Origin of the sequence: Variovorax xiamenensis, from assembly GCF_050916385.1 — a bacterium.
Lineage (GTDB): Bacteria > Pseudomonadota > Gammaproteobacteria > Burkholderiales > Burkholderiaceae_C > Variovorax.
In genome coordinates this window covers 5,978,408-5,993,728 of sequence record NZ_CP139038.1, presented here as the reverse complement: position 1 = coordinate 5,993,728, position 15,321 = coordinate 5,978,408, and the positions used below count along the sequence as shown (strand labels likewise).

General features: G+C 62.3%; 15 protein-coding genes and 1 tRNA gene. 9 read left to right on the top strand and 7 right to left on the bottom strand.

What is annotated here, in order from left to right:
* Window positions 1-2: 2 nt before the first annotated feature.
* The 4 genes from SFB74_RS27390 to SFB74_RS27375 form a co-directional block, all read right to left on the bottom strand.
* On the bottom strand, window positions 3-2,258 hold the full coding sequence (locus SFB74_RS27390) for a RelA/SpoT family protein (protein WP_432727563.1): 2,256 nt from the start codon (window positions 2,256-2,258) through the stop codon (window positions 3-5).
* 93 nt (window positions 2,259-2,351) lie between these two features.
* A complete protein-coding gene (gene rpoZ, locus SFB74_RS27385) occupies window positions 2,352-2,555 on the bottom strand; it encodes a DNA-directed RNA polymerase subunit omega (RefSeq protein ID WP_007835875.1) in 204 nt (67 codons plus the stop codon).
* A gap of 43 nt (window positions 2,556-2,598) precedes the next feature.
* Window positions 2,599-3,219 (bottom strand): guanylate kinase, encoded by a 621-nt coding sequence (gmk, locus tag SFB74_RS27380; protein ID WP_432732006.1) that lies wholly within the window; start codon window positions 3,217-3,219, stop codon window positions 2,599-2,601.
* Between the two features lie 20 nt (window positions 3,220-3,239).
* Window positions 3,240-4,163 (bottom strand): YicC/YloC family endoribonuclease, encoded by a 924-nt coding sequence (locus SFB74_RS27375; protein WP_432727562.1) that lies wholly within the window; start codon window positions 4,161-4,163, stop codon window positions 3,240-3,242.
* A 91-nt stretch (window positions 4,164-4,254) separates the two neighbouring features.
* On the opposite strand from SFB74_RS27375, the gene SFB74_RS27370 reads away from it, so the two are divergent.
* From SFB74_RS27370 to SFB74_RS27340, 7 genes are all read left to right on the top strand, one after another.
* Window positions 4,255-5,262: a serine/threonine protein kinase gene (locus SFB74_RS27370; RefSeq protein ID WP_019656438.1), complete on the top strand. Its 1,008-nt coding sequence runs from the start codon at window positions 4,255-4,257 to the stop codon at window positions 5,260-5,262.
* 4 nt (window positions 5,263-5,266) lie between these two features.
* The gene (locus tag SFB74_RS27365) at window positions 5,267-6,172 is read left to right on the top strand and encodes a PP2C family protein-serine/threonine phosphatase (protein WP_432727559.1); all 906 of its coding nucleotides are present in this window, start codon (window positions 5,267-5,269) and stop codon (window positions 6,170-6,172) included.
* A 46-nt stretch (window positions 6,173-6,218) separates the two neighbouring features.
* Window positions 6,219-6,950 (top strand): ribonuclease PH, encoded by a 732-nt coding sequence (gene rph / locus SFB74_RS27360; protein ID WP_432727558.1) that lies wholly within the window; start codon window positions 6,219-6,221, stop codon window positions 6,948-6,950.
* Between the two features lie 32 nt (window positions 6,951-6,982).
* Window positions 6,983-7,582 carry a non-canonical purine NTP pyrophosphatase gene (locus SFB74_RS27355; protein WP_432727557.1) on the top strand — a complete coding sequence of 200 codons (600 nt, stop codon included), beginning with the start codon at window positions 6,983-6,985 and terminating at the stop codon, window positions 7,580-7,582.
* 14 nt (window positions 7,583-7,596) lie between these two features.
* Window positions 7,597-8,859, top strand: coding sequence for a radical SAM family heme chaperone HemW (gene hemW, locus SFB74_RS27350; protein ID WP_432727556.1), 1,263 nt, complete (start codon window positions 7,597-7,599; stop codon window positions 8,857-8,859).
* Between the two features lie 32 nt (window positions 8,860-8,891).
* A tRNA-Ser gene (locus SFB74_RS27345) sits at window positions 8,892-8,979 on the top strand.
* 534 nt (window positions 8,980-9,513) lie between these two features.
* The gene (locus SFB74_RS27340; RefSeq protein ID WP_432727554.1) at window positions 9,514-9,885 is read left to right on the top strand and encodes a type I restriction endonuclease subunit M; all 372 of its coding nucleotides are present in this window, start codon (window positions 9,514-9,516) and stop codon (window positions 9,883-9,885) included.
* Window positions 9,886-9,908: 23 nt separating this feature from the next.
* On the opposite strand, the gene SFB74_RS27335 is transcribed toward SFB74_RS27340, so the two are convergent.
* Window positions 9,909-10,307, bottom strand: coding sequence for a helix-turn-helix transcriptional regulator (locus SFB74_RS27335; RefSeq protein ID WP_432727553.1), 399 nt, complete (start codon window positions 10,305-10,307; stop codon window positions 9,909-9,911).
* Between the two features lie 119 nt (window positions 10,308-10,426).
* Here SFB74_RS27335 and SFB74_RS27330 point away from each other — a divergent pair, with 119 nt between their 5' ends.
* Both SFB74_RS27330 and SFB74_RS27325 read left to right on the top strand, forming a co-directional pair.
* The gene (locus tag SFB74_RS27330; RefSeq protein WP_432727552.1) at window positions 10,427-11,557 is read left to right on the top strand and encodes a hypothetical protein; all 1,131 of its coding nucleotides are present in this window, start codon (window positions 10,427-10,429) and stop codon (window positions 11,555-11,557) included.
* Window positions 11,558-11,704: 147 nt separating this feature from the next.
* Window positions 11,705-12,595: a hypothetical protein gene (locus SFB74_RS27325; protein ID WP_432727551.1), complete on the top strand. Its 891-nt coding sequence runs from the start codon at window positions 11,705-11,707 to the stop codon at window positions 12,593-12,595.
* Window positions 12,596-12,743: 148 nt separating this feature from the next.
* On the opposite strand, the gene SFB74_RS27320 is transcribed toward SFB74_RS27325, so the two are convergent.
* Window positions 12,744-13,580, bottom strand: a complete 837-nt coding sequence (locus tag SFB74_RS27320) for an HNH endonuclease (RefSeq protein WP_432727549.1) — start codon at window positions 13,578-13,580, stop codon at window positions 12,744-12,746.
* Window positions 13,581-13,609: 29 nt separating this feature from the next.
* Complete coding sequence (locus SFB74_RS27315; protein ID WP_432727548.1) at window positions 13,610-15,163, bottom strand: AAA family ATPase; 1,554 nt, start codon at window positions 15,161-15,163, stop codon at window positions 13,610-13,612.
* Between the last annotated feature and the right edge of the window lie 158 nt (window positions 15,164-15,321).

The following is a 15,321-nucleotide window of genomic DNA, read 5'->3' as shown; positions in this document are numbered from 1 at the left end:
GGTCAGGGAGCCGGAACCGTCCTGGAGGCGGTCAGCACCGATGCCGTGCGCCGCGCCGCGCGCAGCACGGCATCCAGATGCGTTCGATCGCGTACCGCGATCACGAAACGCAGGTCGGTCGAATCCTGCGGGGTTTCATCGGCCATTTCCACGTGCGTGATGTCGGCTTCCGCATCGGCCAGCGTCGCTGCGACGCGCGCCAGCACGCCCTTGTCGTTGCGCACGGTGATCACCACCCCGGTCTCGAAGGCGCGCGTGGGCTCGTCCGCCCACTCGACGGCGAAGAAGCGCTCGCTGTCCTTGTGGCGCAGCCGTTGGCCGACGCCGCAGTCTTCGGTGTGCACCACCAAGCCTTCGCCATGGCCGAGATAGCCGACGATCGGGTCGCCGGGAATGGGCCGGCAGCACAGCGCGAAACGCACCGAAGAGTTCTCGCTGCCGTCCAGCGTGACCGCGCCCTGCGACACCGTCTCGTGCGAGATGAAGCGCTCGCGGCTCAGCAGCAACGCGTCAGGCCGTTCGCCCAGTTCGGAAAGCATCGACACCAGCCGCTTCGCAACGATGCTCGCGATCCGCTTGCCCAGGCCGATGTCGGTCAGCAGTTCGGAGCGCGTGCGGTTGCCGGTGAAGCGCAGCAGCTTTTCCCACAGCGCCTGGTGCTCCTCGTCTTCCTCGGGCAGCTTGCTGAGCCCTTCGGCGCGCAGCGCCTGAGCGAGCAGCTTTTCGCCCAGGCCTTCGGACTCGGCATGCGCCAGCGTCTTCAGGTAATGACGGATCTTGGAGCGCGCCCGGCCGGTTCGCACGAAACCCAGCCAGGCCGGATTGGGCGTCGACACCGGCGCCGTGATCACCTCGACGACATCGCCGTTCTTGAGTTCGGTGCGCAGCGGCACCTGGTCGCCGTTGATGCGCGCAGCCGAGGTGTGGTCGCCGATGTTGCTGTGGATGGCGTAGGCGAAGTCGACCACCGTGGCCCCGCGGGGCAGCGCCATGATCTGGCTCTTGGGCGTGAACACGTAGACCGCGTCGGGAAACAGGTCGACCTTGACGTGGTCCCAGAACTCGGCGGCGTCGCGCGTCTCGTCCTGGATGTCGAGCAGCGACTGCAGCCATTTGGTGCCCAGCCGGTCATTGCTGGCAGCGTTCGGCTCGGCCGCCTTGTACAGCCAGTGCGCTGCCACGCCCGATTCGGCCACCACGTGCATCGCCTCGGTCCGCAGCTGGAATTCCACGCTCACGCCGGCCGGCCCCACGAGCGTGGTGTGCAGCGACTGGTAACCGTTGAGCTTGGCGATCGCGATGTGATCCTTGAACTTGCCCGGCAGGGGCTTGTACATCTGGTGCAGGATGCCGAGCCCGGTGTAGCAGGCGATCACGTTCGGCACGATCAAGCGGAAACCGTAGATATCGGTCACCTGGGCGAAGCTCAGGTGCTTTTCTTCCATCTTGCGGTAGATGGAATAAAGCGTCTTTTCGCGACCGGCGATCCGCAGCGTCATGCCGGCGGCCGAAAACGCGGCCTCGACCTCTTTCTGCACCTTCTGGATCAGGTCGCGCCGGCGGCCGCGCGCCTTGGCCACGGCCTTCGACAGCGTTGCATAACGCCACGGTTTCAGATGCCGGAACGACAGTTCCTGCAGCTCGCGATAAGTCTGGTTCAGCCCCAGGCGGTGCGCGATGGGTGCGTAGATGTCCAGCGTTTCGCGCGAGATCCGGCCCCATTTCTCGCGCGGCGCATCGGCCAGCGTGCGCATGTTGTGCGTGCGATCCGCCAGCTTGACCAGGATGACGCGCACGTCGCGCGCCATGGCCAGCAGCATCTTGCGGAACGACTCGGCCTGGTTTTCCTCGCGGGTGTTGAACTGCAGCTTGTCCAGCTTGGTGAGCCCGTCGACCAGTTCGGCGACCGGGGCGCCGAAGCGCTCGATGAGTTCGGGCTTGGTGACGCCGCAGTCCTCGATGGCGTCGTGCAGCAGGGCGGCCATCAGCGCCTGCGCATCGAGCTTCCATTCGGCGCATTGCGCCGCCACCGCGATGGGATGGGTGATGTACGGCTCGCCGCTGTTGCGCAACTGCCCGAGGTGCGCTTCGTCGGCGAAGCGGTAGGCACGGCGGACCAGCTCGGTGTCTTCGGGGCTCAGGTAGTCCAGGCGAGCGGTCAGCGCGGCAAAGCTCGCGGCGGCCGCATTCAGCGCCGCCGGGCTCGGCTTCGGCGTGCCTTTGGGGGCATGGGACTGAGATTTGGCAACCGCGCTCATGGCTACCACTTTAGCGTGACCGCTGTGTGGACGCGTCCGGACATAAAAAAAGCACCGCTTTGCGGTGCCTTTTCGTTGCAGGGCTGCGTCAGATCAGCCCGGCACCTTCTTGAGCATTTCGAGGCCGATCTTGCCTTCGGCGATTTCGCGCAGCGCGGTCACGGCGGGCTTGTTCTTGCTCTCGATCTTGGGGGCATGACCCTGGCTCAGCATGCGCGCACGGTAGGTGGCGGCCAGGACGAGCTGGAAGCGGTTCGGAATGTTGACGAGACAATCTTCGACGGTGATGCGGGCCATGATGAGAATCTTTCGGTCGGTCTGGGAGCGGTGAGCTCGAAAATCAGGGGATGTTCAGTGCGGCGAAGGTGTCGGCGCGCGCTCGGCGTTGCGCGGAATACCGGAGCCGCTGAGCGTGGACGATCGCCTTGAGATCGAAAAGTGCCCGCTCAAATAACTCGTTGATTATAACGAAGTCGAATTGTCCGGCCTGGGCCATCTCTTCGGCCGCATTCTTCAGCCGGGTTTCGATGACCGCGGCACTGTCCTCGCCGCGCCGTTCGAGCCGGGAGCGCAGTTCTTCCCAGCTGGGCGGCAGGATGAAGATCATGACTGCGTTGGCGAAGGTCTTGCGGATCTGCAGCGCGCCCTGGAAGTCGATTTCGAGGATGACGTCGGCCCCCTGGGCGATGCGCTCCTCGATGGCCTTCTTGGAGGTGCCGTAGCGGTGGCCGTGCACGTGGGCCCATTCCACGAAGCCGTCGGCCGCGATCATCGCGTCGAACTCCGTCGGGGAGGCAAAAAAGTACTCGCGCCCATGCTTTTCCTGCCCGCGGGGCGACCGGGTGGTGTGGGACACCGAAGGCTGCACTGCCGAGTCGAGTTCCATCAGCGCCTTGACCAGGCTCGATTTGCCCGCGCCGCTGGGGGCCGCCACCACGAAGATATTGCCGGGGTAATCCATTCTTTCGCTCGTCTTCGTCGTCATTCGATGTTCTGCACCTGCTCTCGCATCTGCTCGATCAGGACCTTCATGTCCACGCCGATGCGCGTGAGTTCCAGCGCCGCCGACTTCGAGCCCAGGGTGTTGGCCTCGCGATGCAGCTCCTGGATCAGGAAATCGAGGCGCTTGCCGATCTCGCCGCCCTTCTTGAGCAGCCGCTCGATTTCGTCGAGGTGCGAGTTCAGCCGGGTGAGTTCTTCGGCCACGTCGATGCGGATGGCGAAGGCGGTGGCTTCGGTCAGCGCGCGGTCCTGCGCGGCCTCGGGCGGCGTGCCGCCGGCTCCGGCGGTCAGGCCCATGGCCTCCTGCCAGCGTTCCAGGAAGCGGGTGCGCTGCTGTTCGACCAGTTGCGGCACCAGCGGCCCGGCCTGCTGCACCAGGGCGCGCAGCTGCTCGAGGTGGGCTTCGAGCATCTTGGCCAGCCGCGTGCCTTCGCGCTGGCGGGCCGAAATCAGGCCCTCGAGCGCCTTGCCCGTCACGTCGAGCAGGTCGGGGCCCCAGTCGCCGCGGGTGGCGCTGTCGCCGCCGGCCAGGCGCAGCACGTCGGCCACGCTGAGCTCGCGCGCGCCCGGCAGCCAGGCCCTGATGCTGTCCTGCACGCCGTTCAGCCGCTGCAGCAGCTTGACGGAGGGCTCGACCACGCCCGAGGAAGAGGTGCTTTCGATTGCGGCGCGCACTTCGACCTTGCCGCGCTTGAGCTTGGCCGTGAGCAGTTCGCGCAGCGCGGTTTCGTGCTGGCGGAGCTCCTCCGGCAGCTTGAAGGTGAGATCGAGGAAGCGGCTGTTGACCGAGCGGATTTCAACCCCGAGCCGGCCCGTGGCGGAAGGCCGTGCCTCGGCTTCGGAGTGGCTGCCTGCGGGCCCGTTCTGGCCGCTGGCGTAGCCGGTCATGCTGTAAACTGGCATTGCGCCTCACTGTGGTTTTGCTTGCATGCACCGAGGCGTCGGCACGGCGTTCGCTTGCCGCACCATCGCCTTCGGGCGAAACTCCCGGATTATGTCAAAGGTCAAGCCTACGCCCCTGCCGCCCGATACGGTCATTGGTGGTTACCGCGTTGTACGCCGGCTTTCCGCGGGCGGATTCGGTGTCGTCTATCTCGCCATCGATTCCAGCGGACAGCAGGTGGCCATCAAGGAATATCTGCCGTCCTCGCTCGCCACGCGGGGGCCTGGCGAGCTTGCGCCGCAGGTGCCGCCGGAGAAGCTGTCGCTGTACCGGCTGGGCCTGAAGAGCTTCTTCGAAGAGGGGCGCTCCCTGGCGCAGATCTCGCACGCCTCTGTGGTCAGCGTGCTCAACTTCTTCCGCGAGAACGAGACCGTCTACATGGTCATGAACTACCTGGAGGGCGCCACCCTGCAGGACTTCGTGGTCACGGCGCGCGACCTGAAGAAGCAGAAGGTGTTCCGCGAGTCGACCATCCGCTCGCTCTTCGACGAGATCCTGCGCGGGCTGCGCATCGTCCACCAGTACAAGATGCTGCACCTGGACATCAAGCCGGCCAACATCTTCGTCACCGACGACGACCGCGCCGTGCTGATCGACTTCGGCGCCGCGCGCGAAGTGCTCAGCAAGGAAGGCATCTTCATCCGCCCGATGTACACCCCCGGCTTCGCGGCCCCCGAGATGTACCGGCGCGATTCGTCCATGGGCCCCTGGACCGACATCTACGCCATCGGCGCCTGCATCTACGCCTGCATGCAGGGCTACCCGCCCAACGACGCACCCCGGCGCATCGAGAAGGACCGCCTCAGCCTGTCGCTCTCGCGCCTGCGCGGCGTGTACTCCGACAACCTGATCGAGGTGGTCGAGTGGTGCATGTCGCTCGATCCGCTGTCGCGGCCGCAGTCGGTCTTCGCGCTGCAGAAGGAACTCAGCCGCGAGGGCGAGCGCCGCTACACGAAGCTCACGGTGGGCGAGAAAGTGCGCCTGTCGATCGACAACATCCGTTCCTTCGACAAGAAGGGTCTGCCCAAGGCTGCCGCGCCCACCACGCGCCCTGCATGACATCATGAAATTCTCCGTCTTCCAGGTCAGCCGCAAGGGCGGGCGTCTCAAGAACGAAGACCGCATGGGCTATTGCTACACGCGGGAATCGGGGTTGTTCGTGCTGGCCGACGGCATGGGTGGCCATCCGGAAGGCGAAGTGGCGGCGCAGCTCGCGCTGCAGACCATTGCCGCGCTCTACCAGCGCGAGGCGCGCCCGACGGTGAAGGACGTGAAGTCGTTCCTGGCCGAGTCGGCCATGGCCGCGCACCAGCAGATCATGCGCTACGCGAGCCACAAGGCCATGCTCGACACGCCGCGCACCACCGTCGTCGCGGCCGTGCTCCAGGGCACCACCGCCACCTGGATGCACTGCGGCGATTCGCGCCTGTACGTCGTGCGCGACGGCCGCCTGCTGGTGCGCACGCGCGACCACTCGCACGCCGAGCGTCCGAAGCCGCACGGCTCCGACGTGCCCGTCAACCGCAACCTGCTTTTGACCTGCCTCGGCTCGCCGACCACGCCGCTCTTCGACGTCTCGGCGCCGCTGCAGCTGCAGCGCGGCGACCGCATCATGCTGTGCTCCGACGGCGTCTGGGGCGTGCTCGACGACGAGCTGATCGTGCATACGCTTTCCTCCGGCAAGCCTGTGTCCGACGCCGCGCCCGACCTCGCCGAGATGGCCCTGCGCAAGGGCGGCGCCCACAGCGACAACGTCACGCTCATCGCGCTCGAATGGGAAATGCCCGACAGCGCGGACGACCGCAGCGGCGTTTCCACCGAAACCATCGAAGACGGCGTTTTCGCCTCGACCATCCAGGCCGGCATGCCGTCGGACAACGAGATCGACGACCTCGACGAAGATGCCATCGAGCGTTCCATCGCCGAGATCAACGAAGCCATCCGCAGATCGGCGGCGCGCAAGACCTGAGCGCGGCCTTCTTTCCTTCCCTTTTTCTTTTTCCGGTTTTCGAACAATGACTGCTTTCACACGAAGCGGCGGCCGCGCCGCCGACCAGCTGCGCCCGGTGCGCATCACCCGCGGCTTTACCATCCACGCCGAAGGCTCGGTGCTCATCGAATTCGGCCAGACCCGCGTGCTGTGCACCGCCTCCGTCGAAGAGAAGGTGCCGCCGCACAAGAAGGGCAGCGGCGAAGGCTGGGTCACGGCCGAATACGGCATGCTGCCGCGCGCCACGCACACCCGCAGCAGCCGCGAGGCGGCCAAGGGCAAGCAGACGGGCCGCACGCAGGAAATCCAGCGCCTCATCGGCCGCTCGATGCGCGCGGTGTTCGACCTCGCCGCGCTCGGCGAACGCACCATCCACCTCGACTGCGACGTGCTGCAGGCCGACGGCGGCACGCGCACCGCGGCCATCACCGGCGCCTTCGTCGCTGCGCAGGACGCCGTCAACAAGCTGCTGGCCTCGGGCGCCATCGCCGCCTCGCCCATCAAGGGCCACGTGGCCGCCATCTCGGTGGGCATCGTCGGCGGCACGCCGCTGCTCGACCTCGAATACACCGAGGACTCGGCCTGCGACACCGACATGAACGTCGTCATGACCGGCGCCGGCCACTTCGTCGAAGTGCAGGGCACGGCCGAAGGCGTGGCCTTCACGCGCGATGAAATGAACATCCTGCTCGGCCTGGCCGAGAAGGGTATCGGCGAGCTCGTGACCCTGCAGAAGCAGGCACTGCTCTCGAACTGATCCCTCGAATTGACGCATTCCCCCACGATTTCATGAAACTGGTTCTGGCTTCCAACAACGCAGGCAAGCTCGCCGAACTCCAGCAACTGTTCGCGGAGCTCGCCGTCACCCTGGTGCCGCAGTCGGCGCTGGGGGTGAGTGAGGCCGAAGAACCCTTCCGGACCTTCGTCGAGAACGCGCTGACCAAGGCGCGCCACGCCAGCGCAGCCACCGGCCTGCCGGCCATTGCCGACGACGCGGGCCTGTGCGTCGAGGCCTTCGGCGGCCTGCCGGGCGTCGACACCGCCTACTACGCCACGCAGTTCGGCTACGCCAAGGGCGACGCCAACAACGTGAAGGCCCTGCTCGAGCAGCTCGACGGCGTCGTCAACCGCCGCGCCGCGCTCGTGAGCACGCTGGTCGCGCTGCGCAGCCACGACGACCCTGAGCCGCTCATCGCCGTGGGCCGCGTGGTCGGCGAGATCGCGCCCGCGCCCATCGGCGACAACGGCTTCGGCTTCGACCCCGTCATGTACCTGCCGTCCTTCGGCAAGACCTTCGCGCAACTGCCGCCCGATGTGAAGAACGCCAACAGCCATCGCGGCCGCGCGGCGCAGGCCATGCTGGCGCTGATGCGCGAGCGCTGGTTCTGACCGGCGACCGATCGATGGCAATCACTTTCCCGATCCAGCCGGCGCAGCCCGCAGGCGCGCAGCACGCAAACGACGTGCTGCACTGGATGCGTCCCGGCCCGCTGCAGCTCAGCGCGCTGCCGCCGCTGTCGCTGTACATCCACCTGCCGTGGTGCCTGCGCAAGTGCCCGTACTGCGACTTCAATTCGCACGAATGGCGCGCGGCCAGCGAGGCCGACATCGACGGCATCCCCGAGGCTGCCTACATCGATGCGCTAGTAGCAGACCTCGATGCCGCGCTGCCGCTCATCTGGGGCCGCACCGTCCACACCATCTTCATCGGCGGCGGCACGCCCAGCCTGTTCTCCCCGCAGGCCATCGACCGCCTGCTGGGCGACATGCGCGCGCGCCTCAAGCTCGCGCCCGACTGCGAGATCACGCTCGAAGCCAACCCCGGCACCTTCGAGCGCAACCGCTTCCGCGCGTACCGCTCGGCCGGCGTCACGCGCCTGTCGGTGGGCGTGCAGAGCTTCAACGACGAGCACCTGAAGGCACTGGGTCGAGTGCACGACCGCGCGCAGGCCATCGCCGCCCTCGAGGAGGCCGCGAGCACCTTCGACACCTTCAACCTCGACCTGATGTACGCGCTGCCTGGCCAGACCCTGGAAGGCCTCGACGCCGACCTCTCGCAGGCCCTGTCGCTCGCGCCGCCGCACATCTCGGTGTATCACCTGACCATCGAGCCCAACACCTGGTTCGCCAAGTTCCCGCCGACCCTGCCCGAGGACGACATCGCCTACGCCATGCTCGACCGCATCACCGAGCGCACCAGCGCCAGCGGCATGTCGCGCTACGAGGTCTCGGCCTATGCGCGCGAAGGCCACCACTGCGCGCACAATCTCAACTACTGGCAGTTCGGCGACTACCTCGGCATCGGCGCGGGCGCGCACAGCAAGCTGAGCTTCGCGCACCGCATCGTGCGGCAGGTGCGCTTTCGCGAGCCGCGCCTGTACATGGAGAACGCGCGCGCCGGCGCGGCCGTGTCGCAGAGCGACGAAGTGGCGCTGGCCGACCTGCCGTTCGAATTCATGCTCAATGCGCTGAGGCTGAAGCAGGGCTTCACGCTGCCGCAGTTCAGCGAACGCACGGGGCTGGCGATGACGTCGATCCAGCGCGGCCTCGAGGAAGCCGAGCGCAAGGGGCTCGTGGCACGCGACCTGTTCCGCGTATGGCCGACCGAGCGCGGGCTCGACTTCCTGAGCGACCTGCAGGCGATGTTCCTGCCCGACGAGGAGTAGGGCGCCGCCGTCGGCATAAAATCGCTGGTTCCGGAGAGTTGGGTGAGTGGTTTAAACCAGCAGTCTTGAAAACTGCCGACGGGTAACCGTCCGTGAGTTCGAATCTCACACTCTCCGCCAAACTCAAGCCCCTGTAGCAGCCCTTGCCATAGGGGCTTTTTGCTGGGCGTGGGGCTTGTGGCCCCAGCGGGCGGGCTGCATGCCATGGTTTTGCCCATGTTTTGGCCGTTGGACGCCAATGGAAGGCAGTGGCCTTTGCTGGGCAAGCAGCTTGGTTGCCCAGCAAAGGCTGGCGGTGAGCCCACCAAGGCGCTGTGTGGGTAGGCGCGCGGGCACCCCTGTGCGGGGCTCCAAAAAACCGCCAAAACGGGGTTTTTCCGGTCCGTTGCGGGAGCCGGCGGTGCGCCTGATTTTGTTGTTTTTGTGCTACAATCTACCCACGGGTAAAAACCTGCTGGGCGCAAGCTAGGCGAGACCATGCCCGTATGCAAGCGCCCGCCGCTTGCAGCAAGCAGCCGCAGTAGGAGCCGGACCACCCGGTAGCCGCTGCGGCTGTTTTTCTTTCCATCAACCCCTTCGCTCTCCGTCAGTGCGCCTTGCCCTTCTGGGTCTAGGCGCGCCGCCGCATGGGCGTTTCACTTTGAGCAAACCACCATGAAGAACCTTCTCTCTGGCTACGTCAAGCCCGACAGTGCGCCGCGCTTTGCGCTGGGCCGCGTTCTCGCAACACCAGGTGCGCTGGCGCTCCTGCACATCACCAACAGCAACCCGTTTGCTCTGTTGGCCAGGCATGTCACCGGCGACTGGGGAGAGATAGACCCCGAAGATGTCGTCACCAACGAAGACGCGCTTGAGCATGGCTTGCGTGTGCTCTCGGTCTACCGATTGCCGCTACAAGCGGCGGACGAAAAAGGTGCAGCACCGGTGCCGCCATCACGGGACGCTGACGATCACGACAACCGAATCTGGCTGATCACCGAAGCAGATCGTAGCGTCACAACGTTGCTGCTGCCCGAAGAGTACTGAGCGTCGCGCCGCAATGACTCTGTCTAACGCAGTCGCGACTTCCTAGCGACGCGAGGCGGTGTGGCGCCGTTCTTTCGCCTCACAGGCGCCTTCGGATCAGCCCAACTCGGCTTGACGTTCTTCTTGACCGGCTCGAGCAGTTCGGAAAGGGTGATCTTCAAGCAGTAACAGATGACTGAAAGCGTCAGGAGCGAAGGATTCGACACGCCTCGTTCGATACGGCTGAGCAGTGTGCGATCCACCTCAGCCTCGCCCGCGAGTTGCTCCTGCGAGAGATCGCGGGCTATGCGCAAAGCCTTCAGTGACTGGCCCAACGCGATGGACACCGAATTGGCCTCACGGGAAGTGCTCGCGGCCTTCGGCGTCTTGCTCGACCGGGCAGGGCGACGTGTTGTCTCGATGTTGCCGTCAGCTGTCGTCATCCGTTGGATCGTCGATGCTTGAGGCATTCATATCCACGGATCAAATGCATCTAAAAACGATGCATATACTCCACATAAACAAAACCATTTTTATCAACGAGGAAGTAGGAGAACCAACCATGTCTTACAAGATTCCCTCCCCAGTCCTTCGGAAATTGCTTGCTGTAGCAGCGGCCCTTTCCGGGGCGGCATTGCTTGTCGGCTGCGGCCCCGACGCCCCGCCGTGCAACGACCCGCAGCGCATCGAGTCTGTGCTGAGAATGGTCGCCAAGGGGCACGACGAAGACCTTGGCAGCTACAAGTTCAAGACAGCGGATACCGTGTCTCTTGAGGCCGGAACGCCCGTCGTGACGTCCTACGACGAATCGATCAAGCGGCGCTCGTGCGAGGTACACCTGACGCTCGCATTCAAGCCCGCCGTGGTTCAGAAAATGAACTTCTTTATGGACTGGATGGGCAACCCGCTGGGCTCGGCCCTCAAGTACGGCATACCCCCAGAGCTTTACTGGAACATCGACAGATCGCAGCAATATCAGACGGACGCCACGGTGATACGTGTCGTGACCGGCGACAAGGTCAGTGAAGCGCCATTGCGGCTATCGGTTGCGTACAAGATCGTCAAGGACGAGGGGGCGAATACCTTCAGCACGTCAGTCAGCTACAGCACCGCGACCACGACGCCGTATCTGAAAGTCGCATCCAACGCTCTGGCCTTTGACGAACACATGCGCAGTGTCCTGCGGGCCCACGGCAAGGCCATCCCGTCGTCGATGCAGTACGGGCAGCTTGCAGCGCCCTCGGCTGGCGCGCAGCCCACTACCTCCGCCACCGGGTCGACGGCTACTCAACCTGTTGCCGCTCCACCGATTGCGGCTCCCACAGCAGCCGAACAGGCAGAGCAGGCCAAGCTGCAGAAAGCGGCGGACATGATTGCAGCTGGCAATCCTCAGCGCGGGGCTGACACCGCATCGACTCAAGCAACCGTGGTTCCGGCCAAGCCATCTAACCCAAGCACTGGTCCTGAAAACCTCATGTCGCTGATCACCAAGTACGAGCCCTGCGGCGAAGAGGCGGTGTGCCTGCACACCGGCAAGGGCAACACGGTCTGGATGCAGGCCTCCTTGATGCGGCGCATGGACTACGCCATGCTCGACCGGGCTATCAGTAGCAGGACGCCGGTGTGCCTGCGCGAGCTAACGCGCACCGAAGGCCGGAACTTCACGGCCGAGAGCTTGGACAGCCAATGCTGATCTAGTCCCCACACACGCGCACAACGCGCAATCGAAACGCGCAAGGCGCCGCACTGGCTGAAAGGCTGGTGCGGCGCTTTTGCTTTTCCTCTTTCCTTTCCTCTTCATTCAACGCCGCCACCAGCGTGCGGCGTCACGGGCTACTCCATGAGCATTCTGCACACCCCCATCGATGGCGAGCCGAGCGCCGCTGTCCGCCTCATCGGCATTGGCGCTTCGGGCCGCCGCTTCGTCCATCAGTTTCACGCCCGAGTCGATGCGCCAGCACACACGCCGCTGGCCGATCTTCTGAGTCAGCAACCGACCAGCATCGAGATTGGCGTCGACGGCACGGCTGAGTTCCGCGAACAAGTTGACCTCAAAGACGCGTGCATTCTCTGTCTGGCCTTCGATTCGGACATGACGCCCGCCGAGATTGAAGCGGCCATGCACCTGATCTGGCGCATGTGGGATCAGCAAGGTCACGTCATCGGCATCGTGCTGGGGCCCCACAACCGGCCGCCACCAGATCGAGATTCGATGCTTGGCATCCTCTGGGAATCGATTGACGCACGCATCGACATCGCTGACCCGACCGACGCCGCCGAACTGCAACCCCTGCAGTGGTTCTATGTGGCGCTGCAGCGCTCGGTGCTGGAGGGTATGTCTATTCTGGAGGCGGCTTGGGATCACGCGGATATCGCGGAAGCGCTCGACTTCGGCCAAGTGCAGCTGGAGCTTTTCACGCAGCCGCTGGACGCGCCCACACAGTTGGAGGCGGCGATGGTGCAGGTGCTGGAGGAGTTCAGGCACCGCGGGGTCTGGCTGGAGCAGGCGCTAGGTGCGGTCATCGTGCTGTGGGCTCCATCGGAATACCAGCTTACCGTGAGGGCCGTGCGCGGCCTAGGGCGCAGCCTCGGCCAAGCATTGGGGGCGGGGGCCTTGCACCTAACCATCCGGCTGCGCAGCCGGCCTGCTGGTGGTGACCAGACCGCGCATCTGACGCTGGCGGTGAGCTTGCAGCGCGAGCAACGATGGCCCTTCGGTAGGTGCCTCTGAAAGCTGTCTTTTGAGCGTCTGCCCTGAGCACAGCCTCAACCACCCCCCATGTGGGCGGCCGGATCAACGTGTTGGCCGCGAGTGCGAAGCTGGCTCATAGGTCGATCCCCGAGACTCACCACGCCTTGCGCCCTAACGCGCTCGCTGCTCAACGAGCTGGCTCAAAGCCCCCCCTCCAATACCACTCATTGCCCGCCAAAGCCTGAAGCAGTGCGGACCTCCATGAGTTCGGCTCGATTTCCATAGACGAACTCGACATCAGTTCCAACTGAGATTTCACACCCTCCTTACCCGCCTTTGACGCTAAACGAGACAGCATTGGAACAAGGCCTGCAATCTCAGTTGCTGCCTCAACAGAAAAGCGTCGTGCCAGCTCGAACTCTTCGAAATGCCGACTCACTCGGGTTTTCAAAGCTGCGTCCCAATCGGCAGGGGGGCTAGGGAAAAAAACTGCCGACGCGGGGGAGGTTGGCTGAATGGTAGCGAAGAGCCATTGCTGCTGTCCGATGACCGCATTCTCAAAATACGGATGAAGTATTTGCTCTGACTCTAAGATCGCTACCTTATTTCCTTTTCCGTGATTGCAATCCTTGCATGCGGGAACCAAGTTTACTGGTAGAACTGAAAACCAGGGAAATTTTGACTTCGATAGAACATGATCTAAGGTTGATGCATGGCCGAATCCGCAAAAAGGACATTTTCCTCGCGGGGCCAAAGCCAAAATCTTGTCGTAGTAACTACGAGGGGGTCTTCCTTTCACCGAGAGTTGCTGCGAGTAAAGGTTTTTCAAGTCTTTTACGGTCACTTGAAGAACTGCGGGTTCGTCGTTTTCGAGTTCCGTTGGGTGAATTGAGTAGAGGCTATTGGTTTGAGCTAGCTCAACGTAGTAGCCATATCCTTGCTCCAAAGTTGATCGCGCAGCGATCAAACGTTGTTGAATGGCTGGTGTTCCAGTGCTGGCCACGCATGCATCGAAGACGAGCATGGCATCTATATTTGGGACGGAAAGAACTCTCACGATTGATGCTTGCGAATTGCGTTGCGCTCTGCAATAAGTCCTCGGAGAATTGCTTGCGCCTCGAACCCCAGTTGGCCGTTGTACTCTAAGTAAATTTCCTTGAAATTTTTACCGTCTAATACTGCGCGACTTAACACGTCGTGAAATCCTGACTTTGAAACTTCGAGGCCAAATATTTCCCGTGTTAATGTGCCCACATTTTCGCCAAAAGTCTCTTCTTCGGGCCGAAATGAGCTACCCTCGACGTGAACTCGAAGCAATTTCCATACGCAGGATTTTGGAACCTCTTGTACGACAACTGGCGAATGTGTGGCAATTATTGCCACTCCATTGCGATTTGAAAGAAGCTCTGAAAGAGCCCGAACAAATGCAGAAAGTAGTGGGGGGTGAAGGTGACTTTCTGGTTCATCCATCAGAACCAGTGTTTTCTCCTCAACCGTCTCGATAAGTTTGGTAATTGTCAGTAAGACAATCATGTGGCCAGAACTCATTTTTTTGAAGAGCGTCCTGGCATAACCTAAGGCTATTTGCGTGTCTACCTCAACAAGACGCCCGAGGTCCATGGCTTCGAAGTTCTCATCGGACTCCAATTTCTTAATTGCAGCAAACCATCGATCCCGCTTGGAGGTCAGCGAGAAACAGGCATTAAGGCTTTCAATGAAATCTTCTTCAAGTTCTTTAGGCGATTTGGGGGACGCTTTACGCTCAGTCCCGGCTACTTCAACTTTCTTGAGGCCAATGTAAAAATTGGTCACTCCTTTTTCTCGATCTCTCTGTTCTGGTAGAGGTACAAAAGGGTCAAATGCACTAAAAGAAACCGACGCCACTCCTCCGAAATAGTCCTCCGCAATTGGATTCTCGCCATGCCAAGCTTTGGAGAAAAATTGCCCGTACTTTTCAGGCTCTATGCCTCCAGCGATGATGGATGAAGCCATGTTGTTTAGGAGTGTAGTTTTTCCAATGCCGTTTCTACCGATCAACACATGAATGTTTGTTGATGGCTTCGAGTCCGGGGAAACTTCAAATTCCAAATCGTAGGCTGAGGTGCGTTCGTTGCCACTATGTCGATAGGAGAAATTGAAGGGCGTGAGAACCGCACCGCCGCTGAGTACTCGTCGGAACTGACCGGAAATTGCAGCTTTGCTGATATTTCTGGTAAGAGATGTTGAGAATACCTTCTCAGATTCAGCCCTTTTAAGTAACTCTGGGCTGAAAATTACGTCCCTTAACGCCCGTAGCAAGGTGTTCCGCGTTTCTTCGCTGAGATTGCGGAGGTTCTTATAATATTCCGGATCCTGTCCCAATGAGAAGAAAGTGTCGGGCAACTCGTGGAATAGTGCTTCTATATAGTCGGAGGTTCTTGTTTCGCCTTGACCAAAAAATCCAATTTTGAGATTTCCAACATTATGAAGAACGCCGTTCTCGTCCATAACGGATAGGGAGAATAGTGTTTTAAAGTTGTAATCGTCCCAGTTGTCAAGCCTCAGCAACGCAGAGTTTCGTGGGGAAGGAAATCCGCCTGAGCCGCCGCGTTTAAATGAAATTGTCATTCAGGTCCTCTATTGGGGGCGATCGAGTGAAAGACACCCGAGATCTTCGTGCCCCTGCGGGGCGCATCAGAATGCTCCGATTTTTCATCGTTGATCCTAGCGCGGCGAAGGACCATAGCGTTGAGAAAGTTGCCTCGGAATCCGGGAAAGCGCCCAGC

Bases quoted from the DNA above. Each gene is read 5' to 3' on its own strand.
- SFB74_RS27390 (WP_432727563.1), bottom strand. From the start codon at position 2,258: ATGAGCGCGGTTGCCAAATCTCAGTCCCATGCCCCCAAAGGCACGCCG.
- rpoZ (WP_007835875.1), bottom strand. From the start codon at position 2,555: ATGGCCCGCATCACCGTCGAAGATTGTCTCGTCAACATTCCGAACCGC.
- gmk (WP_432732006.1), bottom strand. From the start codon at position 3,219: ATGGATTACCCCGGCAATATCTTCGTGGTGGCGGCCCCCAGCGGCGCG.
- SFB74_RS27375 (WP_432727562.1), bottom strand. From the start codon at position 4,163: ATGCCAGTTTACAGCATGACCGGCTACGCCAGCGGCCAGAACGGGCCC.
- SFB74_RS27370 (WP_019656438.1), top strand. From the start codon at position 4,255: ATGTCAAAGGTCAAGCCTACGCCCCTGCCGCCCGATACGGTCATTGGT.
- SFB74_RS27365 (WP_432727559.1), top strand. From the start codon at position 5,267: ATGAAATTCTCCGTCTTCCAGGTCAGCCGCAAGGGCGGGCGTCTCAAG.
- rph (WP_432727558.1), top strand. From the start codon at position 6,219: ATGACTGCTTTCACACGAAGCGGCGGCCGCGCCGCCGACCAGCTGCGC.
- SFB74_RS27355 (WP_432727557.1), top strand. From the start codon at position 6,983: ATGAAACTGGTTCTGGCTTCCAACAACGCAGGCAAGCTCGCCGAACTC.
- hemW (WP_432727556.1), top strand. From the start codon at position 7,597: ATGGCAATCACTTTCCCGATCCAGCCGGCGCAGCCCGCAGGCGCGCAG.
- SFB74_RS27340 (WP_432727554.1), top strand. From the start codon at position 9,514: ATGAAGAACCTTCTCTCTGGCTACGTCAAGCCCGACAGTGCGCCGCGC.
- SFB74_RS27335 (WP_432727553.1), bottom strand. From the start codon at position 10,307: ATGACGACAGCTGACGGCAACATCGAGACAACACGTCGCCCTGCCCGG.
- SFB74_RS27330 (WP_432727552.1), top strand. From the start codon at position 10,427: ATGTCTTACAAGATTCCCTCCCCAGTCCTTCGGAAATTGCTTGCTGTA.
- SFB74_RS27325 (WP_432727551.1), top strand. From the start codon at position 11,705: ATGAGCATTCTGCACACCCCCATCGATGGCGAGCCGAGCGCCGCTGTC.
- SFB74_RS27320 (WP_432727549.1), bottom strand. From the start codon at position 13,580: ATGCTCGTCTTCGATGCATGCGTGGCCAGCACTGGAACACCAGCCATT.
- SFB74_RS27315 (WP_432727548.1), bottom strand. From the start codon at position 15,163: ATGACAATTTCATTTAAACGCGGCGGCTCAGGCGGATTTCCTTCCCCA.